Origin of the sequence: Pectobacterium atrosepticum, assembly GCA_019056595.1 — a bacterium.
Lineage (GTDB): Bacteria > Pseudomonadota > Gammaproteobacteria > Enterobacterales > Enterobacteriaceae > Pectobacterium > Pectobacterium atrosepticum.
This window is the reverse complement of the sequence record CP036163.1, coordinates 3,013,986-3,026,935: the sequence shown is the minus strand read 5'-3', so window position 1 is coordinate 3,026,935 and position 12,950 is coordinate 3,013,986. Positions and strand designations below refer to the sequence as shown.

The following is a 12,950-nucleotide window of genomic DNA, read 5'->3' as shown; positions in this document are numbered from 1 at the left end:
GATGGTTTCCTCAGATGATCACACCCAGACGTTTGCCCACGCGGATAAAAGCCTCAACGGCGAATTGGATTTGCTGCGGCGTATGGGCGGCTGACATTTGAGTACGAATACGCGCCTGACCGAGGGGGACAACGGGATAAAAAAAGCCTGCGACATAAACGCCTTCCCGCTGTAGCGCCTGCGCAAAGTCCTGTGCCAGCTGCGCCTCACCCAACATGACGGGAATAATGGCGTGATCGGCCCCCGCCAGCGTGAACCCTGCGGCCGTCATCTTTTCACGGAACAGACGGGCATTTGCCCACAGACGTTCACGCCTATCCCCGCCCTGTTCCAGCAGATCCAGTACCCTGAGCGACGCGGTGACAATGGCTGGTGCGAGCGAGTTGGAAAAAAGATAGGGTCGAGAGCGCTGGCGCAGCCAGTCGATCACTTCATGCTTGCCCGCCGTATAACCGCCCGACGCGCCCCCCAACGCCTTGCCTAACGTCCCGGTGATGATGTCGACGCGATTCATCACCCCGCAGCGTTCGTGCGTTCCACGCCCTTGTTCACCGACAAATCCCACCGCATGCGAATCATCAACCATCACTAACGCATCATAACGATCCGCCAGATCGCAAACCCCCTGCAAATCGGCAATCACACCATCCATCGAGAACACGCCGTCGGTGGCGATCATCACGTGCCTTGCCCCTTCCGCTCTGGCCAGTTGCAACTGTGCTTCCAACTGGCTCATATCGTTATTGGCATAGCGATAGCGTCGCGCCTTCGATAGCCGAATACCGTCGATGATCGAAGCATGATTGAGCGCATCGGAAATAATGGCATCCTCCGGTCCCATCAGCGTTTCAAACAGCCCACCGTTGGCATCAAAACAGGAGGAATAGAGAATCGCGTCGTCCATTCCCAGAAAATCCGCCAGCTTACGCTCCAACTGTTTGTGGATATCCTGCGTTCCACAGATGAAGCGCACCGAAGCCATACCAAAACCGTGGCTGTCCAATCCAGCTTTTGCAGCGGCAATCAGCTCGGGGCTGTCCGCCAGACCAAGATAATTATTGGCACAGAAATTGAGCAGGCGGTCGCTGTCCATCACCTCGATTTCAGCCTGCTGCGCAGAGGTGATGATGCGTTCCTCCTTGAACACTCCCTCGGTACGTGCGGCCATGATTTGTGTAGTAAGTTGTTGATAAAACGCGGCAGGCATAGCGTCACTCTCCCATAAAAAGATCGCTTTATGGTTTTTAAGCTAGCGGATGTGGGCAGAAATGCGGGGTAAACAGTCTGAAAATGCTGGCTTCGTCACGGCCTGAATCATCTTAAAAACGCGGGAGCAACACGGGATAAATTAAGCTCTGGCTGCTTGCGGTAAAATGAAATGCTATTATAGCGGTCATAAACAGTGTGGGGCGCGGTGCCTCACCGGCAAGATTAATAAAGGTCGCGCCCATGATTATCGTTACTGGCGGTGCCGGTTTTATCGGCAGCAATATCGTAAAATCTCTGAATGACATCGGCTATCGGGACATTCTGGTTGTCGATAACCTGAAAGACGGCACCAAATTCGCCAATCTGGTCGATCTGGATATCGCAGACTACGTGGATAAAGAAGATTTCATCGCCAGCATCGTTGCAGGCGACGATCTGGGCGATATCGATGCCGTATTCCATGAAGGTGCTTGCTCTTCCACCACCGAGTGGGATGGCAAATACATGATGGATAACAACTATCAGTATTCTAAAGACGTGCTGCACTATTGCCTCGATCGCAACATTCCGTTCCTGTATGCCTCGTCTGCCGCGACCTACGGCGGTCGTAACGATAACTTCATCGAAGCGCGTCAATACGAGCAGCCGCTGAACGTCTATGGCTACTCCAAGTTCCTGTTCGATCAGTACGTGCGTGAAATTCTCCCAGAAGCTGAATCGCAGATCTGCGGCTTCCGCTATTTCAACGTCTACGGACCACGCGAAGGCCACAAAGGCAGCATGGCGAGCGTCGCATTCCATCTGAATAACCAGATTAATCAGGGTGAAAATCCGAAGCTGTTTTCCGGTAGCGAGAACTTCCAACGTGACTTCATCTACGTCGGTGATGTCGCCGCCGTCAACCTGTGGTTCTGGCAAAACGGTGTTTCCGGCATCTTCAACTGCGGTACCGGTCGCGCCGAATCCTTCCAGGCTGTCGCGGATGCCACTCTCGCCTTCCATCAAAAAGGCAGCGTGGAATACATCGAGTTCCCCGAGAAGCTGAAAGGCCGCTATCAGGCTTATACACAAGCCGACCTCACCAATTTGCGTGCCGCAGGCTATGACAAGCCGTTCAAAACCGTCGCCGAAGGCGTGGCGGAATATATGGCCTGGCTGAACCGTACCGTTTAATCGGATAAGGATTCATAAGCGGTATGAAAATTTTGGTCATCGGCCCTTCCTGGGTCGGCGATATGATGATGTCGCACAGCCTTTATCGCACATTGAAGGCTGAACACCCGGAAGCGGTCATTGACGTGATGGCACCAGCCTGGTGCCGTCCGCTGCTGGCACGGATGCCGGAAGTCAATCAGGCGTTAGCCATGCCGCTAGGTCACGGTGCACTTGAGCTGGGCGAACGTCGCCGTCTTGGCGTATCGCTGCGCGATGCGGGCTATGATCGCGCTTACGTACTGCCCAACTCCTTTAAATCCGCGCTGGTCCCTTTTTTTGCCAACATTCCGCAGCGCACAGGCTGGCGTGGCGAAATGCGTTACGGACTGCTGAACGACTTACGTGTGCTGGATAAAGCGGCATTTCCGCTGATGGTTCAGCGCTATACCGCGTTAGCCTACGATCGTAGCCGTATTCGTCGGGCCGAGGATCTGCCGCAGCCGTTACTGTGGCCGCAGTTGCAGGTCAATCAGGCCGAAATTGCGGACATGAAGCAGGCGTTTAACCTCAGCGATGCGCGCCCCATCATCGGCTTTTGCCCCGGCGCCGAGTTCGGCCCCGCCAAACGCTGGCCGCATTATCACTATGCGGCGTTGGCACAATCACTGATTGAACGCGGCTACCAGATAGCGCTGTTCGGTTCGGCCAATGACCGTTCAGCCTGTGACGACATCCTTCAGGGATTGACGGAAGACGCACGGCAACATTGCGCTAATCTGGCAGGGAAAACCTCGCTGGAACAAGCGGTGGTGCTCATTGCCGCCTGCCACGCCGTTGTCAGCAATGACTCTGGACTTATGCACGTTGCGGCGGCACTTCATCGTCCGCTTGTCGCGCTTTATGGCCCAAGCAGCCCCGATTTTACCCCGCCGCTGTCCCATCAGGCCGAGGTGATTCGCCTGATTACCGGCTATCACCGAGTGCGCAAAGGCAATGCCGAACAGGGTTATCACCAGAGTTTGATCGATATTCAGCCCGAACGCGTACTCAGCGCACTGGATAAGTATCTCATTCTGGGAGCGGACGCATGAGGGTGCTGATTGTGAAAACATCGTCGATGGGCGATGTGCTGCACACCTTGCCAGCCCTGACCGACGCAATGCAGGCTATTCCCGGTATCCAGTTCGACTGGGTGGTTGAAGAAGGTTTCGCGCAAGTTCCCAGTTGGCACCCGGCAGTTTCTCGCGTCATTCCCGTCGCAATACGCCGCTGGCGCAAAAGCTGGTTCAGCGCCCCGGTGCGTCAGGAACGTGCGGAATTTACACGCCAGCTACGCCAGCACCGCTATGATGCGGTTATTGATGCGCAAGGGCTGATTAAAAGCGCGCTGCTGGTGACGCGACTCGCCAACGGAAAGAAACACGGATTGGATTGCAAAAGCGCGCGCGAGCCGCTGGCAAGCTGGTTTTATAACTATCGCCACCCAATAAGCCGCCGACAACATGCTGTCGAGCGCGTGCGGGAGCTGTTTGCCGCCAGCCTGAGCTATCGGAAACCCACCGAGCGTGGCGATTATGCAATTGCCTCACGCTTCCTATCCCTGTCGCCCGCAGACGCCAATCGCTATCTGGTGTTTCTCCACGCCACAACGCGCGATGAAAAACACTGGCCGGAAGCGCACTGGCGTGAGCTGATTGCCCTATTAGCACCGAGTGGATTACACATCAAACTTCCCTGGGGAGCGGAGCATGAGCACCAGCGTGCATTACGGCTAGCCGAAGGCTTTCCGCATGTTGACGTCTTACCACGCCTCACACTGCAACAGGTTGCCGAGGTATTAGCTGGCGCCAAAGCCGTCGTTTCCGTCGATACTGGGCTTAGCCACCTGACGGCAGCGCTGGATCGTCCAAATATCACCTTATACGGACCAACCGACCCAGGGCTGATTGGCGGCTACGGGATGAACCAAATAGTGGAAATGTCTGAAAGCCAGCAAATGGAGACAATTCCCGCTAGCCTCGTCCATCAGAAATTAGAGAAGCTGATAGAATTACCTGCATCAGACGAGTGATATCGCTCCCGACTGTGAACAAATACATGCTCAATGAATTAAGGTACGAACTGGGAAAAACGCCCAGCATCAGTTCGGCTGTCGCACTTACAGCGGTTTTCCCCGGCTGTTTACTCACATTAGCCATCATGCCATTTAGCAGCATTATTGCCGGGTGGCTTTTTTATCTCACCGGCTCGCTATCTGTTTTTTATGTGGCGACACACTTAAGAACAGTAATAGCGGCTAAGCGGCTGTTACTGATTCCACTTTGCCTGCTGGCTATCGGCTTAACCAATCTCATTTGGTATTACCAGCATTATCAACCCGATAGCCTTTTCCCTTATGTGTATAACGCCTACAGGACATCCGCGCATGTCGGTATTCTGGGTTCATTCATCCTGCTGACAGCCCTGCATATCTCGCAAAAAAATCGGCAACAGCCACTCTTCTACATCATCGCAATTTGTGTGTTAACGCTGAGCTATGCGTTTTATCAGTCATTGTTCAGTGGAATGCACCGTATTGCGTTGGTATTTGGCACCGCAACCAGTGCAGCCTATTTTCTTACCTTTATTGGTGCGTTAAGCGCGCAAGCACTGCTTAAGCTCGATTCAGCCTATAAGTATTATCTCTATCTGGGACATTTTCTGTTAGTCACCATCGCTATTTTCCTGACAGAAACTCGAGCGGCTATATTCGTCTATCCTATTGTTGGCGCGACCATTTTATTGTCAGAAGTCAGACACAATAAGCGTTTATTTATCAAGGCATTTATCGGTTCATCGGCCACTATTCTCCTGTGTTTATTCCTTTTCCAGGATACGCTTCACCAACGTATCAGCGACCTGATTAACGATATACACAGCTATAGCATGAACAACAGCATGACATCGGTGGGTGCGCGCATTGCGATGTACCAATCTGGTATAGAAGCTGGGGAAGAAGCGTTATTGGGGCAATCGGCCGAACAGCGTGCAGAACATATCATTGCACAAGCAAAGCAAGAGTCTGAATTATCCGGCGCGCTGAGATATTTGAATGTCCATCTGCATAACGAAGTGATTGATGCTTTCTCCCTTAAGGGATTGCCGGGCGCAATATTGCTTGTGTTGCTCTATGCCGCTTTATTTTATTTTTCATTTTTTGTTCTACGCAGCCACCTCTCGGCCGCATTGCTTTTTGCCCTGCTGATGTATGGACTTAGCGATGTCATTCTCTATTCACGAGACATGCTTATCGCGTGGCTTATGGCATTTTGCCTCGGCACAACGCTGACCGGAAAATGGCTAAAACCACCGCGATGATCGTAAAAATTCGCGGGGCGACCTGCGGATTCTAATCGGCGAGTTCTTTCAATTTCTCCGCTACGGCATGCACGTCGTAAAGCCCTTGCGCCGCCATTACCACAAAATCAGCAAAGTCTTCCGATGGTGTGATTGGCGAGCCATTCATATCGAGAAACACCAGAGCCGATGCAACTGAGGTTCTTTTGTTGGCATCATTAAAGCCATGCCCACGCACTATCGAAAGCAATAGCGATGCAGCAAGCACAAACCGATCATTCTCATCTTGGTATGTGTGCAAATTCTCAACGCGGGCAACCATGCCTTCCACCAAACCAATATCCCTATACCCTGCCAAACCACCATACGTTTCTAACTGACTGTCATGAATGGCGATGACCTGCTCAACAGTTAAGAAAAAAATCATTTATCAGCAAGTTCCTTGAACAACGCCTGATTCTTTGGCTTATTCATTACCTTGGCAAGAGAAGCCTCAAATTTAGCCTGCTGCAACTCCGCAAATTGTTCCGCAGTGATGACGACCATATCCGGAGCTGAACGACGGGTAATGGTCACTGGCTGCGTGATAGCCGTATCCAGTACTTTGGCAAATTTCTGACGAACATCAGAGAAGGTCAGGGTCAACATAGAATGTTCCTTTAAACTGTTTCGGATTTATATCAACTCAGTTGTACAACTGAGTTGATGAAAACGTCAGTTTAGTGCGCCAAATCTATTTCAACAAACGATATCAATCATGACAACGCAAAACGATGTCAGGTTCTTAGTACCTATTCACGGTCTCTTTTAATGAGTGCGAAAGAAAACTTATCCAGTGAAATGAGCCTACAACACATTCAGAACGTAGAGAGATGGTAGAAACGTTGTGGCCGGAAGCGGCGGGTACAGGCCGCATCTGCGCAGCTTTCGAGATGACAGGTATAATCTTAATTACTACTGTGAGAGGGATGTGGGTTCTAGTACCATACGGGGTTTAGCACGATATGTGTTGTAGCGCTATCGCGCGACAAATTTGCACACCGCAAATCGCCGCGACATTTCGGATCATCTCAGTCAACTGGTAGCTGTCGAGCCTGGGGCGGTAGCGTGCCTGTAAAAATAATAACCTTTTGATGACATGAAGGAAAACGAGTGAGTCAACGCATCATCTCTTATCGCCGGATTCTCGTGGTGAAGCTCAGATATCATGGCGATATGCTGCTGACCACTCCGCTCATCAGCACGCTGAAAGCCAACTACCCTGATGCCAAAATCGACGTATTGCTGTATCAGGATACGATGCCAATTCTCTCCGCCAATCCAGAGATACATCAGCTTTATGGGATCAAAAGAAAGACGGATACGCTTTTGGAAAAAATCCGTAATTTCAAAGAAATCAGGCACGAACTTAAGCAAAACAATTACGATCTGATCGTCAATTTAGCTGACCAGTGGCCCATTGCCTTATTGGTAAAATCATTGGGATGTCACAGTATTGCTCTCAATCGGGGCGATAATCTGAAAGGAAAGATTTGGCGCTCATTTTTCAGCACCTGCGTTTCAGCAAAGGGCACGCATATTGTTGAGCAAAACCGCTCCGTGCTTTCTCCTCTCAACTTACAACCGACCGCGCAAAGAGATCGCATGTCGCTGTATTACAGAGAGGAAGATACCGACCGTATGTTCAGCATCTCCCCACAGCTACGCGAGCAAGCTTATATTGTCATCCAACCTACGGCGAGACAGTCTTTTAAATGCTGGGATAATGATAAATTTGCAACTGTCATTGACGACCTGAAAGTGAGAGGCATCGAAGTGGTGTTGACCTGCGGTCCGTCTCAGGACGATCTTCATGTTGTTCAAGATATCCATGCCCTCTGCACGCACAAACCGAATATCACCTTTGCAGGTAAAACCAGTTTTCTGGAACTCGCGGCATTAATTGATAGGGCCCAACTTTATCTCGGTGTCGACTCCGCACCGATGCACATGGCGGCAGCACTCGATACCCCCGTAGTCTGCCTATTTGGGCCAACGGACCATAGGAAATGGCGGCCTTGGACCGATCACAGTATTGTGATTTGGGCGGGAGACTATCAGCCGATGCCCGATCGGAAATATCTCGATAGGAATCAGAAATATCTCTCCTGCATTCCTCCTCAGGACGTGATACAGGCAGTAAATCGCCTGTTGGCTGAACGTCATTCTCGCTGACGGGAAACAAGGAATCGCCAATGAACATCGCCATCTGCCTGTATAAATACTTTCCTTTTGGTGGGCTGCAACGTGACTTTTACAGTATTGCTCAAGCTTGCGTAAAGCTCGGGCATCATGTCCGTGTTTATGTTTTATCATGGCAAGGTGAACAGCCAGATAACCTTGAGATTATCTTCGTTCCCGCATCGGGCATGAGCAATAACCGGCGTAATCAACGTTATAGCGAATGGGTTCAACGCCATCTCCAACAGCATCCTGTCGATCGGGTTGTCGGTTTTAATAAAATGCCGGGGCTGGATTTCTACTATGCCGCCGATGTTTGTTACGCAGAGAAAGTCGAGCAAGAGAAAGGGGCTATCTACCGCTTAATGCCACGCTACAGGCATTATGCCGCCTTTGAAAAGGCGGTATTTAAACGCGATAGCCGCACAAAAATGCTGATGTTGACGCAGCGTCAAATCGCAGATTTCAAGAAACACTACAACACACAAGACGAACGCTTTTTTATTCTGCCACCGGGCATCGCTCTCGACAGAAAATACGACCGTCAGGCATCTGACGTTCGACAAACCTTTCGCCGGGCACAAGGTATCGACGACAACACCCTCTTCCTGCTTCAGGTAGGATCTGATTTTAAACGTAAAGGTGTGGAGCGCAGCATTCAGGCTATCGCGAATCTGCCTGACGGCTTACGTCAGAAAGTCGTTTTTTTCGTTGTCGGACAAGATAAGCCTGAGCGCTATTTGTCATTAGCCAAGCAGGCTGGCATCGGAGATAGCTTACGCTTCTTTTCAGGACGTGATGACATCCCTGATTTCATGGCCGCCGCCGATCTACTTATGCATCCGGCTTATCAGGAAGCGGCGGGAATTGTATTGCTTGAAGCGATAGCCGCGGGGCTACCAGTGATAGTCACCGACGTGTGTGGCTACGCCCCCTATATCGATAGGGCTCAAGCAGGGGTGGTTATCCCTTCACCTTATACGCAAACATCGTTGAACACGGCCTTACATGATGCTCTGAATCAGTCGGAAATATTACTGAACTGGGCTAACAACGCCCGCCATTTCGCCGATAGCGAAGATTTATACAGCCTGCCAGAAAAAGCAGCGATGCTGATTTCAGGCAGTGATGAGTGAATAAACAGCATGATTGAACTAAAAGAGCCGTTTGCGTCGGAATGGAAAGACCGCGATCCCTTTGAAGAAGTTGAGAAATTGGATGGCGACGTTTTTCGCGCATTGGAAAGTCGTCGGACGCTGCGTTTTGTACTAAAAGAAAAATCCTATTTCATCAAAATACATCGTGGCACCACGCTTAAAGAAGCGTTGAAGAATTTGCTATCACTCAGGTTACCCGTACTCGGAGCAGATCGTGAATGGCAAGCCATCCATCGTCTGGCCGATCTGGGCGTAGATACCATGAAAGGTACTGGATTCGGACAGCGTGGGTTAAATCCACTACGACGTCATTCTTTCATCATTACCGAAGATCTTAACCCTTCGATGAGTCTGGAAGACTATTGCGCAAACTGGCTGGCGACTCCGCCTTCTGTAAAGGAAAAACGTCGCCTGATCCGCCGCGTTGCAGAAATGGTACGCGACATGCACGCCGGCGGGATTAATCACCGTGACTGTTATATCTGCCATTTTTTACTGCATCTGCCTTATCAGCCCACAGACACGCAATTTAAAATTTCAGTTATTGATTTACATCGGGCACAACTTCGCCGCAGGGTTCCACTACGCTGGCGTAATAAAGATCTCATCGGCCTTTATTTTTCATCGACTGATATTGGGCTAACGAAAAATGATCTGCTGTGGTTTTTAAAGATCTACTTTGATCGACAAACATTGCGCAATACGTTGCAACACGAGCAGCCTCTATTTCAACATGCGCGCGTCAAAGCAGAAAAAATTCGCGTGCGAACGGAGCGCAAGGCATTGTAATGCCTTAACCTGATAACATTTATGAACATACTCTTTGTTGGTGAAGCCACTTCTGGATTCGGCGGTATAGAAACCGTGCTGAAAAAAGTGACCTGTTTTCTTGAAAATGACGTCGAGATAAAAAACGACTACACCCTGTACTTTCTGTGCCGCGACGATCGCATGGATAAAGCCTGGCTAGAAGGGAAAAAATTCATTTGCCACCGTTCAAACATCAAGATTTCATTTTTACGTCGCCTGAGTCATTCCAATGCGTTGGCACATCATATTAAACAGAGCCAGCCAGATGCCGTTATCGCCTTTGATTCACCGTCATGCCGTATTGCCGCGCAAGCCATTCGTGCAAGCAAGCAAGCACTGCCGCTGATTTCCTGGATGCACTACTCGCTTGACCATAAAAAGCATTCCGAGCACGTGTTGGCTGCCGATTACCACCTTGCAATCAGTTCCGGCATTAAACAACAGTTGGTCGATCGGGGTGTTCCTGCCGATCGTGTGGCGGTCGTTTTCAATCCCGTGACACCACAAACGACAGCGATCCCCCGCCCCGCAGAGACAGAAAAAGCGGTATTTATCTACGTCGGACGGCTTAAATTTGAAGGGCAGAAACGCCTCAAAGACATGCTGGATGCTTTCTCTGGGCTGACAGGCGACTGGGAATGCCACTTTATCGGTGATGGCTCAGATGCGCAAAGGTGTCAGGAGTATGCCCAGCAACAAGGTATTAGTGAACATTTACATTGGCATGGCTGGCAAGGCACACCCTGGGAATATATACAGAACAATATTCCTACTGTTAGCGCTTTACTATTGACCTCCTCCTTTGAAGGATTTGGCATGGTACTAGCCGAAGCCATGTCTTACGGTATCTATTGTGTTAGCAGCGATTGCCCTTCAGGACCCAGCGACATCATCAAGAATGGCGTAAATGGGCAGCTTTATCCACCCGGTGAGACGACCACACTGCGGGGTAGTTTACAGAAAATTATCGATCGGCAGCCTTTGCCGGATGCAGGCCAGATCGCAGCATCCATCTACCGTTTCTATGATGAAACCTACTACCAGGAAATGAAAGCAAGCATTAATACCGCAATTCACCACCGGGTGAAAGGATAATTGTCCACTGGATCTCTTATGTATTTTAAAAAAGAAGATGTCATAACGGAAACGCTCTGTTTTGCGTACTTGCCGGCAAACTCCGATAAAGATGCACTGCATATCGCATTTGGCACCGATAAAAATTTTCTATTTGGCTGTGCGATTGCCATTACTTCAATACTGATTAAAAATCCTGAGCAGCCGCTAGCATTTCACATATTTACCGACACATTAAACGAAGATAGCAGAAGACGTTTTCAAGCACTCGCTGAGCAATACCATACCACCATCACCTTATATAAGGTTAACTGTGAGTGGCTCAAACGTCTGCCTAGTACCAAGAACTGGTCATACGCTATTTATTTTCGCTTTCTCGTTACTGACTATTTTTATCAACAACTTGATAAGATTATTTACCTTGATTCAGACATTGTATGCAACGGTTCCCTACAAGAACTTGCCACGCTTGATATCGGCGAAAATATTGTTGCTGCCGTCGCAGAAGGCGAAAGCCCGTGGTGGGAGAAATGTGCACAGCGTCTGGAAACGCCAGGTATTAAAAATGGCTATTTTAACTCTGGTTTCCTACTCATTAATCTGGCTAACTGGCATAAGCATGATGTTACAACCCAAACAATGACCATGTTATCAGACCCCCAAATCGCAAATAGGATCTCTTATCCGGATCAAGACATCCTGAATATGCTTTTACCGGGTTATATTCAGTTTCTGGATAAAAAATATAACACACAGTTTAGCCTTAACTATGAGTTGAAGTGCAAGGCGGGTGAAACTTACCCCCATCCCATAACTGAATCGACTGTTTTTATCCACTACATTGGTCCAACTAAACCTTGGCATGAGTGGGCGGTATACCCTAGCTCATGTTATTTTTATAGCGCGAAGGAGTCTTCTCCATGGAAAGATGTACCCCTGGAAAAAGCCACGTCGGCTAATCAACTCCGTTACAGTGCAAAGCACTATTTCCATAAAAGAAAATTCTCTCTAGCAATTATTAACCATCAGAGATACTTAATAAAAAAAATAAAAGGTAAGGTGTGATGAAAATCATAGAAAAAATAAAAATAGAAATTTATAAATTTCTATACAAAGTAGCACATTCTAAAAAATACCATCACAATAGAAAGCGATGGCCGTATGTAAAAATAAAGAGAAATAAAGGACATGAGATCATAGAGTTCTCATACAAAGAAAAAAAAATCCCTTTATTAGAAATAGATAAAATAAGGGGAAAACAAAAAGGATCAATATTATTAATTGCCACAGGCCCATCCATCAATGAAATTGAATTAAATAAAGAATTAAAAATCCCAGTGATAGGGGTAAATGGATCTTATTATCTGAACTCAAAAATAGACTTCTCATTTTACGTAGTAACTGACATTCATTTCCCAGATCACAGACCAAATATAATAAAAGAAATAATTGAAGATAAGAATATAATCTTATTTACCACTATAGATATAATTATAAAGATTATAGATAAATATAGCGAAGAGTCGCTAAACTGTTCAGTTTCCATTATTGAAGATTTAAATGAAAGAATTTATGAACCAAAATTAAACTTCAATGATTTGTGTTTATTTTATAAAAATAAATCATATTTCCACCCCGACAAAACTAACAAAATAGGCTTTTCATCAGATATAAAAGATGGGATTTTCCCAGGAAAAACAGTTGTATACTGGACATTACAAATAATCTCCCATCTTGGCTTTGAAAAAATTTACATTATCGGCATGGATATGAATAATTTTGATAAACCACGATTTTATGAAGATAAAAATGACAAAATACACACTCAATTAAATAACGACATAGATTCCATCATAACTTCATTAAAGCATGCATCACATGTCTTAGAAGATAAGTTAGGTATAGAAGTGATAAATCTATCACCAAATAGCGCTGTCCCAGAAAGTATTTTCAAAAAATCAGAGTTTAAAAAATACTTTAATTAAAAAC

The 12,950-nt window shown here is 47.9% G+C and carries 13 protein-coding genes; 10 read left to right on the top strand and 3 right to left on the bottom strand.

The annotated features are described in order from the left end of the window. Positions 1 to 10 precede the first annotated feature (10 nt). A complete protein-coding gene (locus DCX48_14405) occupies positions 11 to 1,207 on the bottom strand; it encodes a glycine C-acetyltransferase (GenBank protein ID QXE15608.1) in 1,197 nt (398 codons plus the stop codon). Between the two features lie 242 nt (positions 1,208 to 1,449). Here DCX48_14405 and DCX48_14400 point away from each other — a divergent pair, with 242 nt between their 5' ends. The 4 genes from DCX48_14400 to DCX48_14385 are packed head-to-tail and all read left to right on the top strand — an operon-like array spanning position 1,450 to position 5,721. Beyond that, the gene (locus DCX48_14400; protein QXE15607.1) at positions 1,450 to 2,382 is read left to right on the top strand and encodes an ADP-glyceromanno-heptose 6-epimerase; all 933 of its coding nucleotides are present in this window, start codon (positions 1,450 to 1,452) and stop codon (positions 2,380 to 2,382) included. A gap of 23 nt (positions 2,383 to 2,405) precedes the next feature. Further along, on the top strand, positions 2,406 to 3,455 hold the full coding sequence (gene rfaF, locus DCX48_14395) for an ADP-heptose--LPS heptosyltransferase RfaF (GenBank protein QXE15606.1): 1,050 nt from the start codon (positions 2,406 to 2,408) through the stop codon (positions 3,453 to 3,455). Further along, on the top strand, positions 3,452 to 4,435 hold the full coding sequence (gene rfaC / locus DCX48_14390; GenBank protein QXE15605.1) for a lipopolysaccharide heptosyltransferase RfaC: 984 nt from the start codon (positions 3,452 to 3,454) through the stop codon (positions 4,433 to 4,435). The genes rfaF and rfaC overlap by 4 nt, the downstream gene beginning before the upstream one ends. Next, entirely contained in the window at positions 4,432 to 5,721 is a 1,290-nt protein-coding gene (locus DCX48_14385; protein QXE15604.1) for an O-antigen ligase domain-containing protein, read from the top strand. Before rfaC ends, DCX48_14385 begins: the two co-directional genes overlap by 4 nt. A gap of 31 nt (positions 5,722 to 5,752) precedes the next feature. Here the strand turns inward: DCX48_14385 and DCX48_14380 are convergent, their stop codons facing one another. Beyond that, positions 5,753 to 6,127 (bottom strand): type II toxin-antitoxin system death-on-curing family toxin, encoded by a 375-nt coding sequence (locus DCX48_14380; protein ID QXE15603.1) that lies wholly within the window; start codon positions 6,125 to 6,127, stop codon positions 5,753 to 5,755. After that, positions 6,124 to 6,348 carry a type II toxin-antitoxin system Phd/YefM family antitoxin gene (locus tag DCX48_14375; protein ID QXE15602.1) on the bottom strand — a complete coding sequence of 75 codons (225 nt, stop codon included), beginning with the start codon at positions 6,346 to 6,348 and terminating at the stop codon, positions 6,124 to 6,126. Before DCX48_14375 ends, DCX48_14380 begins: the two co-directional genes overlap by 4 nt. A 504-nt stretch (positions 6,349 to 6,852) precedes the next feature. On the opposite strand from DCX48_14375, the gene rfaQ reads away from it, so the two are divergent. Genes rfaQ through DCX48_14345 form a run of 6 tightly spaced genes read left to right on the top strand, consistent with a single transcriptional unit; the run spans position 6,853 to position 12,946 of the window. Beyond that, positions 6,853 to 7,914: a lipopolysaccharide core heptosyltransferase RfaQ gene (gene rfaQ / locus DCX48_14370; protein ID QXE15601.1), complete on the top strand. Its 1,062-nt coding sequence runs from the start codon at positions 6,853 to 6,855 to the stop codon at positions 7,912 to 7,914. A gap of 20 nt (positions 7,915 to 7,934) precedes the next feature. Further along, positions 7,935 to 9,056: a glycosyltransferase gene (locus DCX48_14365; GenBank protein QXE15600.1), complete on the top strand. Its 1,122-nt coding sequence runs from the start codon at positions 7,935 to 7,937 to the stop codon at positions 9,054 to 9,056. Between the two features lie 9 nt (positions 9,057 to 9,065). After that, complete coding sequence (gene rfaP / locus DCX48_14360) at positions 9,066 to 9,866, top strand: lipopolysaccharide core heptose(I) kinase RfaP (GenBank protein ID QXE15599.1); 801 nt, start codon at positions 9,066 to 9,068, stop codon at positions 9,864 to 9,866. Positions 9,867 to 9,887: 21 nt separating this feature from the next. Further along, complete coding sequence (locus DCX48_14355) at positions 9,888 to 10,982, top strand: lipopolysaccharide 1,6-galactosyltransferase (GenBank protein QXE15598.1); 1,095 nt, start codon at positions 9,888 to 9,890, stop codon at positions 10,980 to 10,982. A gap of 18 nt (positions 10,983 to 11,000) precedes the next feature. Further along, entirely contained in the window at positions 11,001 to 12,026 is a 1,026-nt protein-coding gene (locus DCX48_14350; protein QXE15597.1) for a lipopolysaccharide 3-alpha-galactosyltransferase, read from the top strand. Then, positions 12,026 to 12,946 carry a sugar glycosyltransferase gene (locus DCX48_14345; protein ID QXE15596.1) on the top strand — a complete coding sequence of 307 codons (921 nt, stop codon included), beginning with the start codon at positions 12,026 to 12,028 and terminating at the stop codon, positions 12,944 to 12,946. The genes DCX48_14350 and DCX48_14345 overlap by 1 nt, the downstream gene beginning before the upstream one ends. Positions 12,947 to 12,950: the final 4 nt, after the last annotated feature.

Excerpts from the sequence above, each read along its gene's own strand:
- DCX48_14405 (QXE15608.1), bottom strand. The coding sequence starts at position 1,207 with ATGCCTGCCGCGTTTTATCAACAACTTACTACACAAATCATGGCCGCA.
- DCX48_14400 (QXE15607.1), top strand. The coding sequence starts at position 1,450 with ATGATTATCGTTACTGGCGGTGCCGGTTTTATCGGCAGCAATATCGTA.
- rfaF (QXE15606.1), top strand. The coding sequence starts at position 2,406 with ATGAAAATTTTGGTCATCGGCCCTTCCTGGGTCGGCGATATGATGATG.
- rfaC (QXE15605.1), top strand. The coding sequence starts at position 3,452 with ATGAGGGTGCTGATTGTGAAAACATCGTCGATGGGCGATGTGCTGCAC.
- DCX48_14380 (QXE15603.1), bottom strand. The coding sequence starts at position 6,127 with ATGATTTTTTTCTTAACTGTTGAGCAGGTCATCGCCATTCATGACAGT.
- DCX48_14375 (QXE15602.1), bottom strand. The coding sequence starts at position 6,348 with ATGTTGACCCTGACCTTCTCTGATGTTCGTCAGAAATTTGCCAAAGTA.
- DCX48_14365 (QXE15600.1), top strand. The coding sequence starts at position 7,935 with ATGAACATCGCCATCTGCCTGTATAAATACTTTCCTTTTGGTGGGCTG.
- rfaP (QXE15599.1), top strand. The coding sequence starts at position 9,066 with ATGATTGAACTAAAAGAGCCGTTTGCGTCGGAATGGAAAGACCGCGAT.
- DCX48_14355 (QXE15598.1), top strand. The coding sequence starts at position 9,888 with ATGAACATACTCTTTGTTGGTGAAGCCACTTCTGGATTCGGCGGTATA.
- DCX48_14350 (QXE15597.1), top strand. The coding sequence starts at position 11,001 with ATGTATTTTAAAAAAGAAGATGTCATAACGGAAACGCTCTGTTTTGCG.
- DCX48_14345 (QXE15596.1), top strand. The coding sequence starts at position 12,026 with ATGAAAATCATAGAAAAAATAAAAATAGAAATTTATAAATTTCTATAC.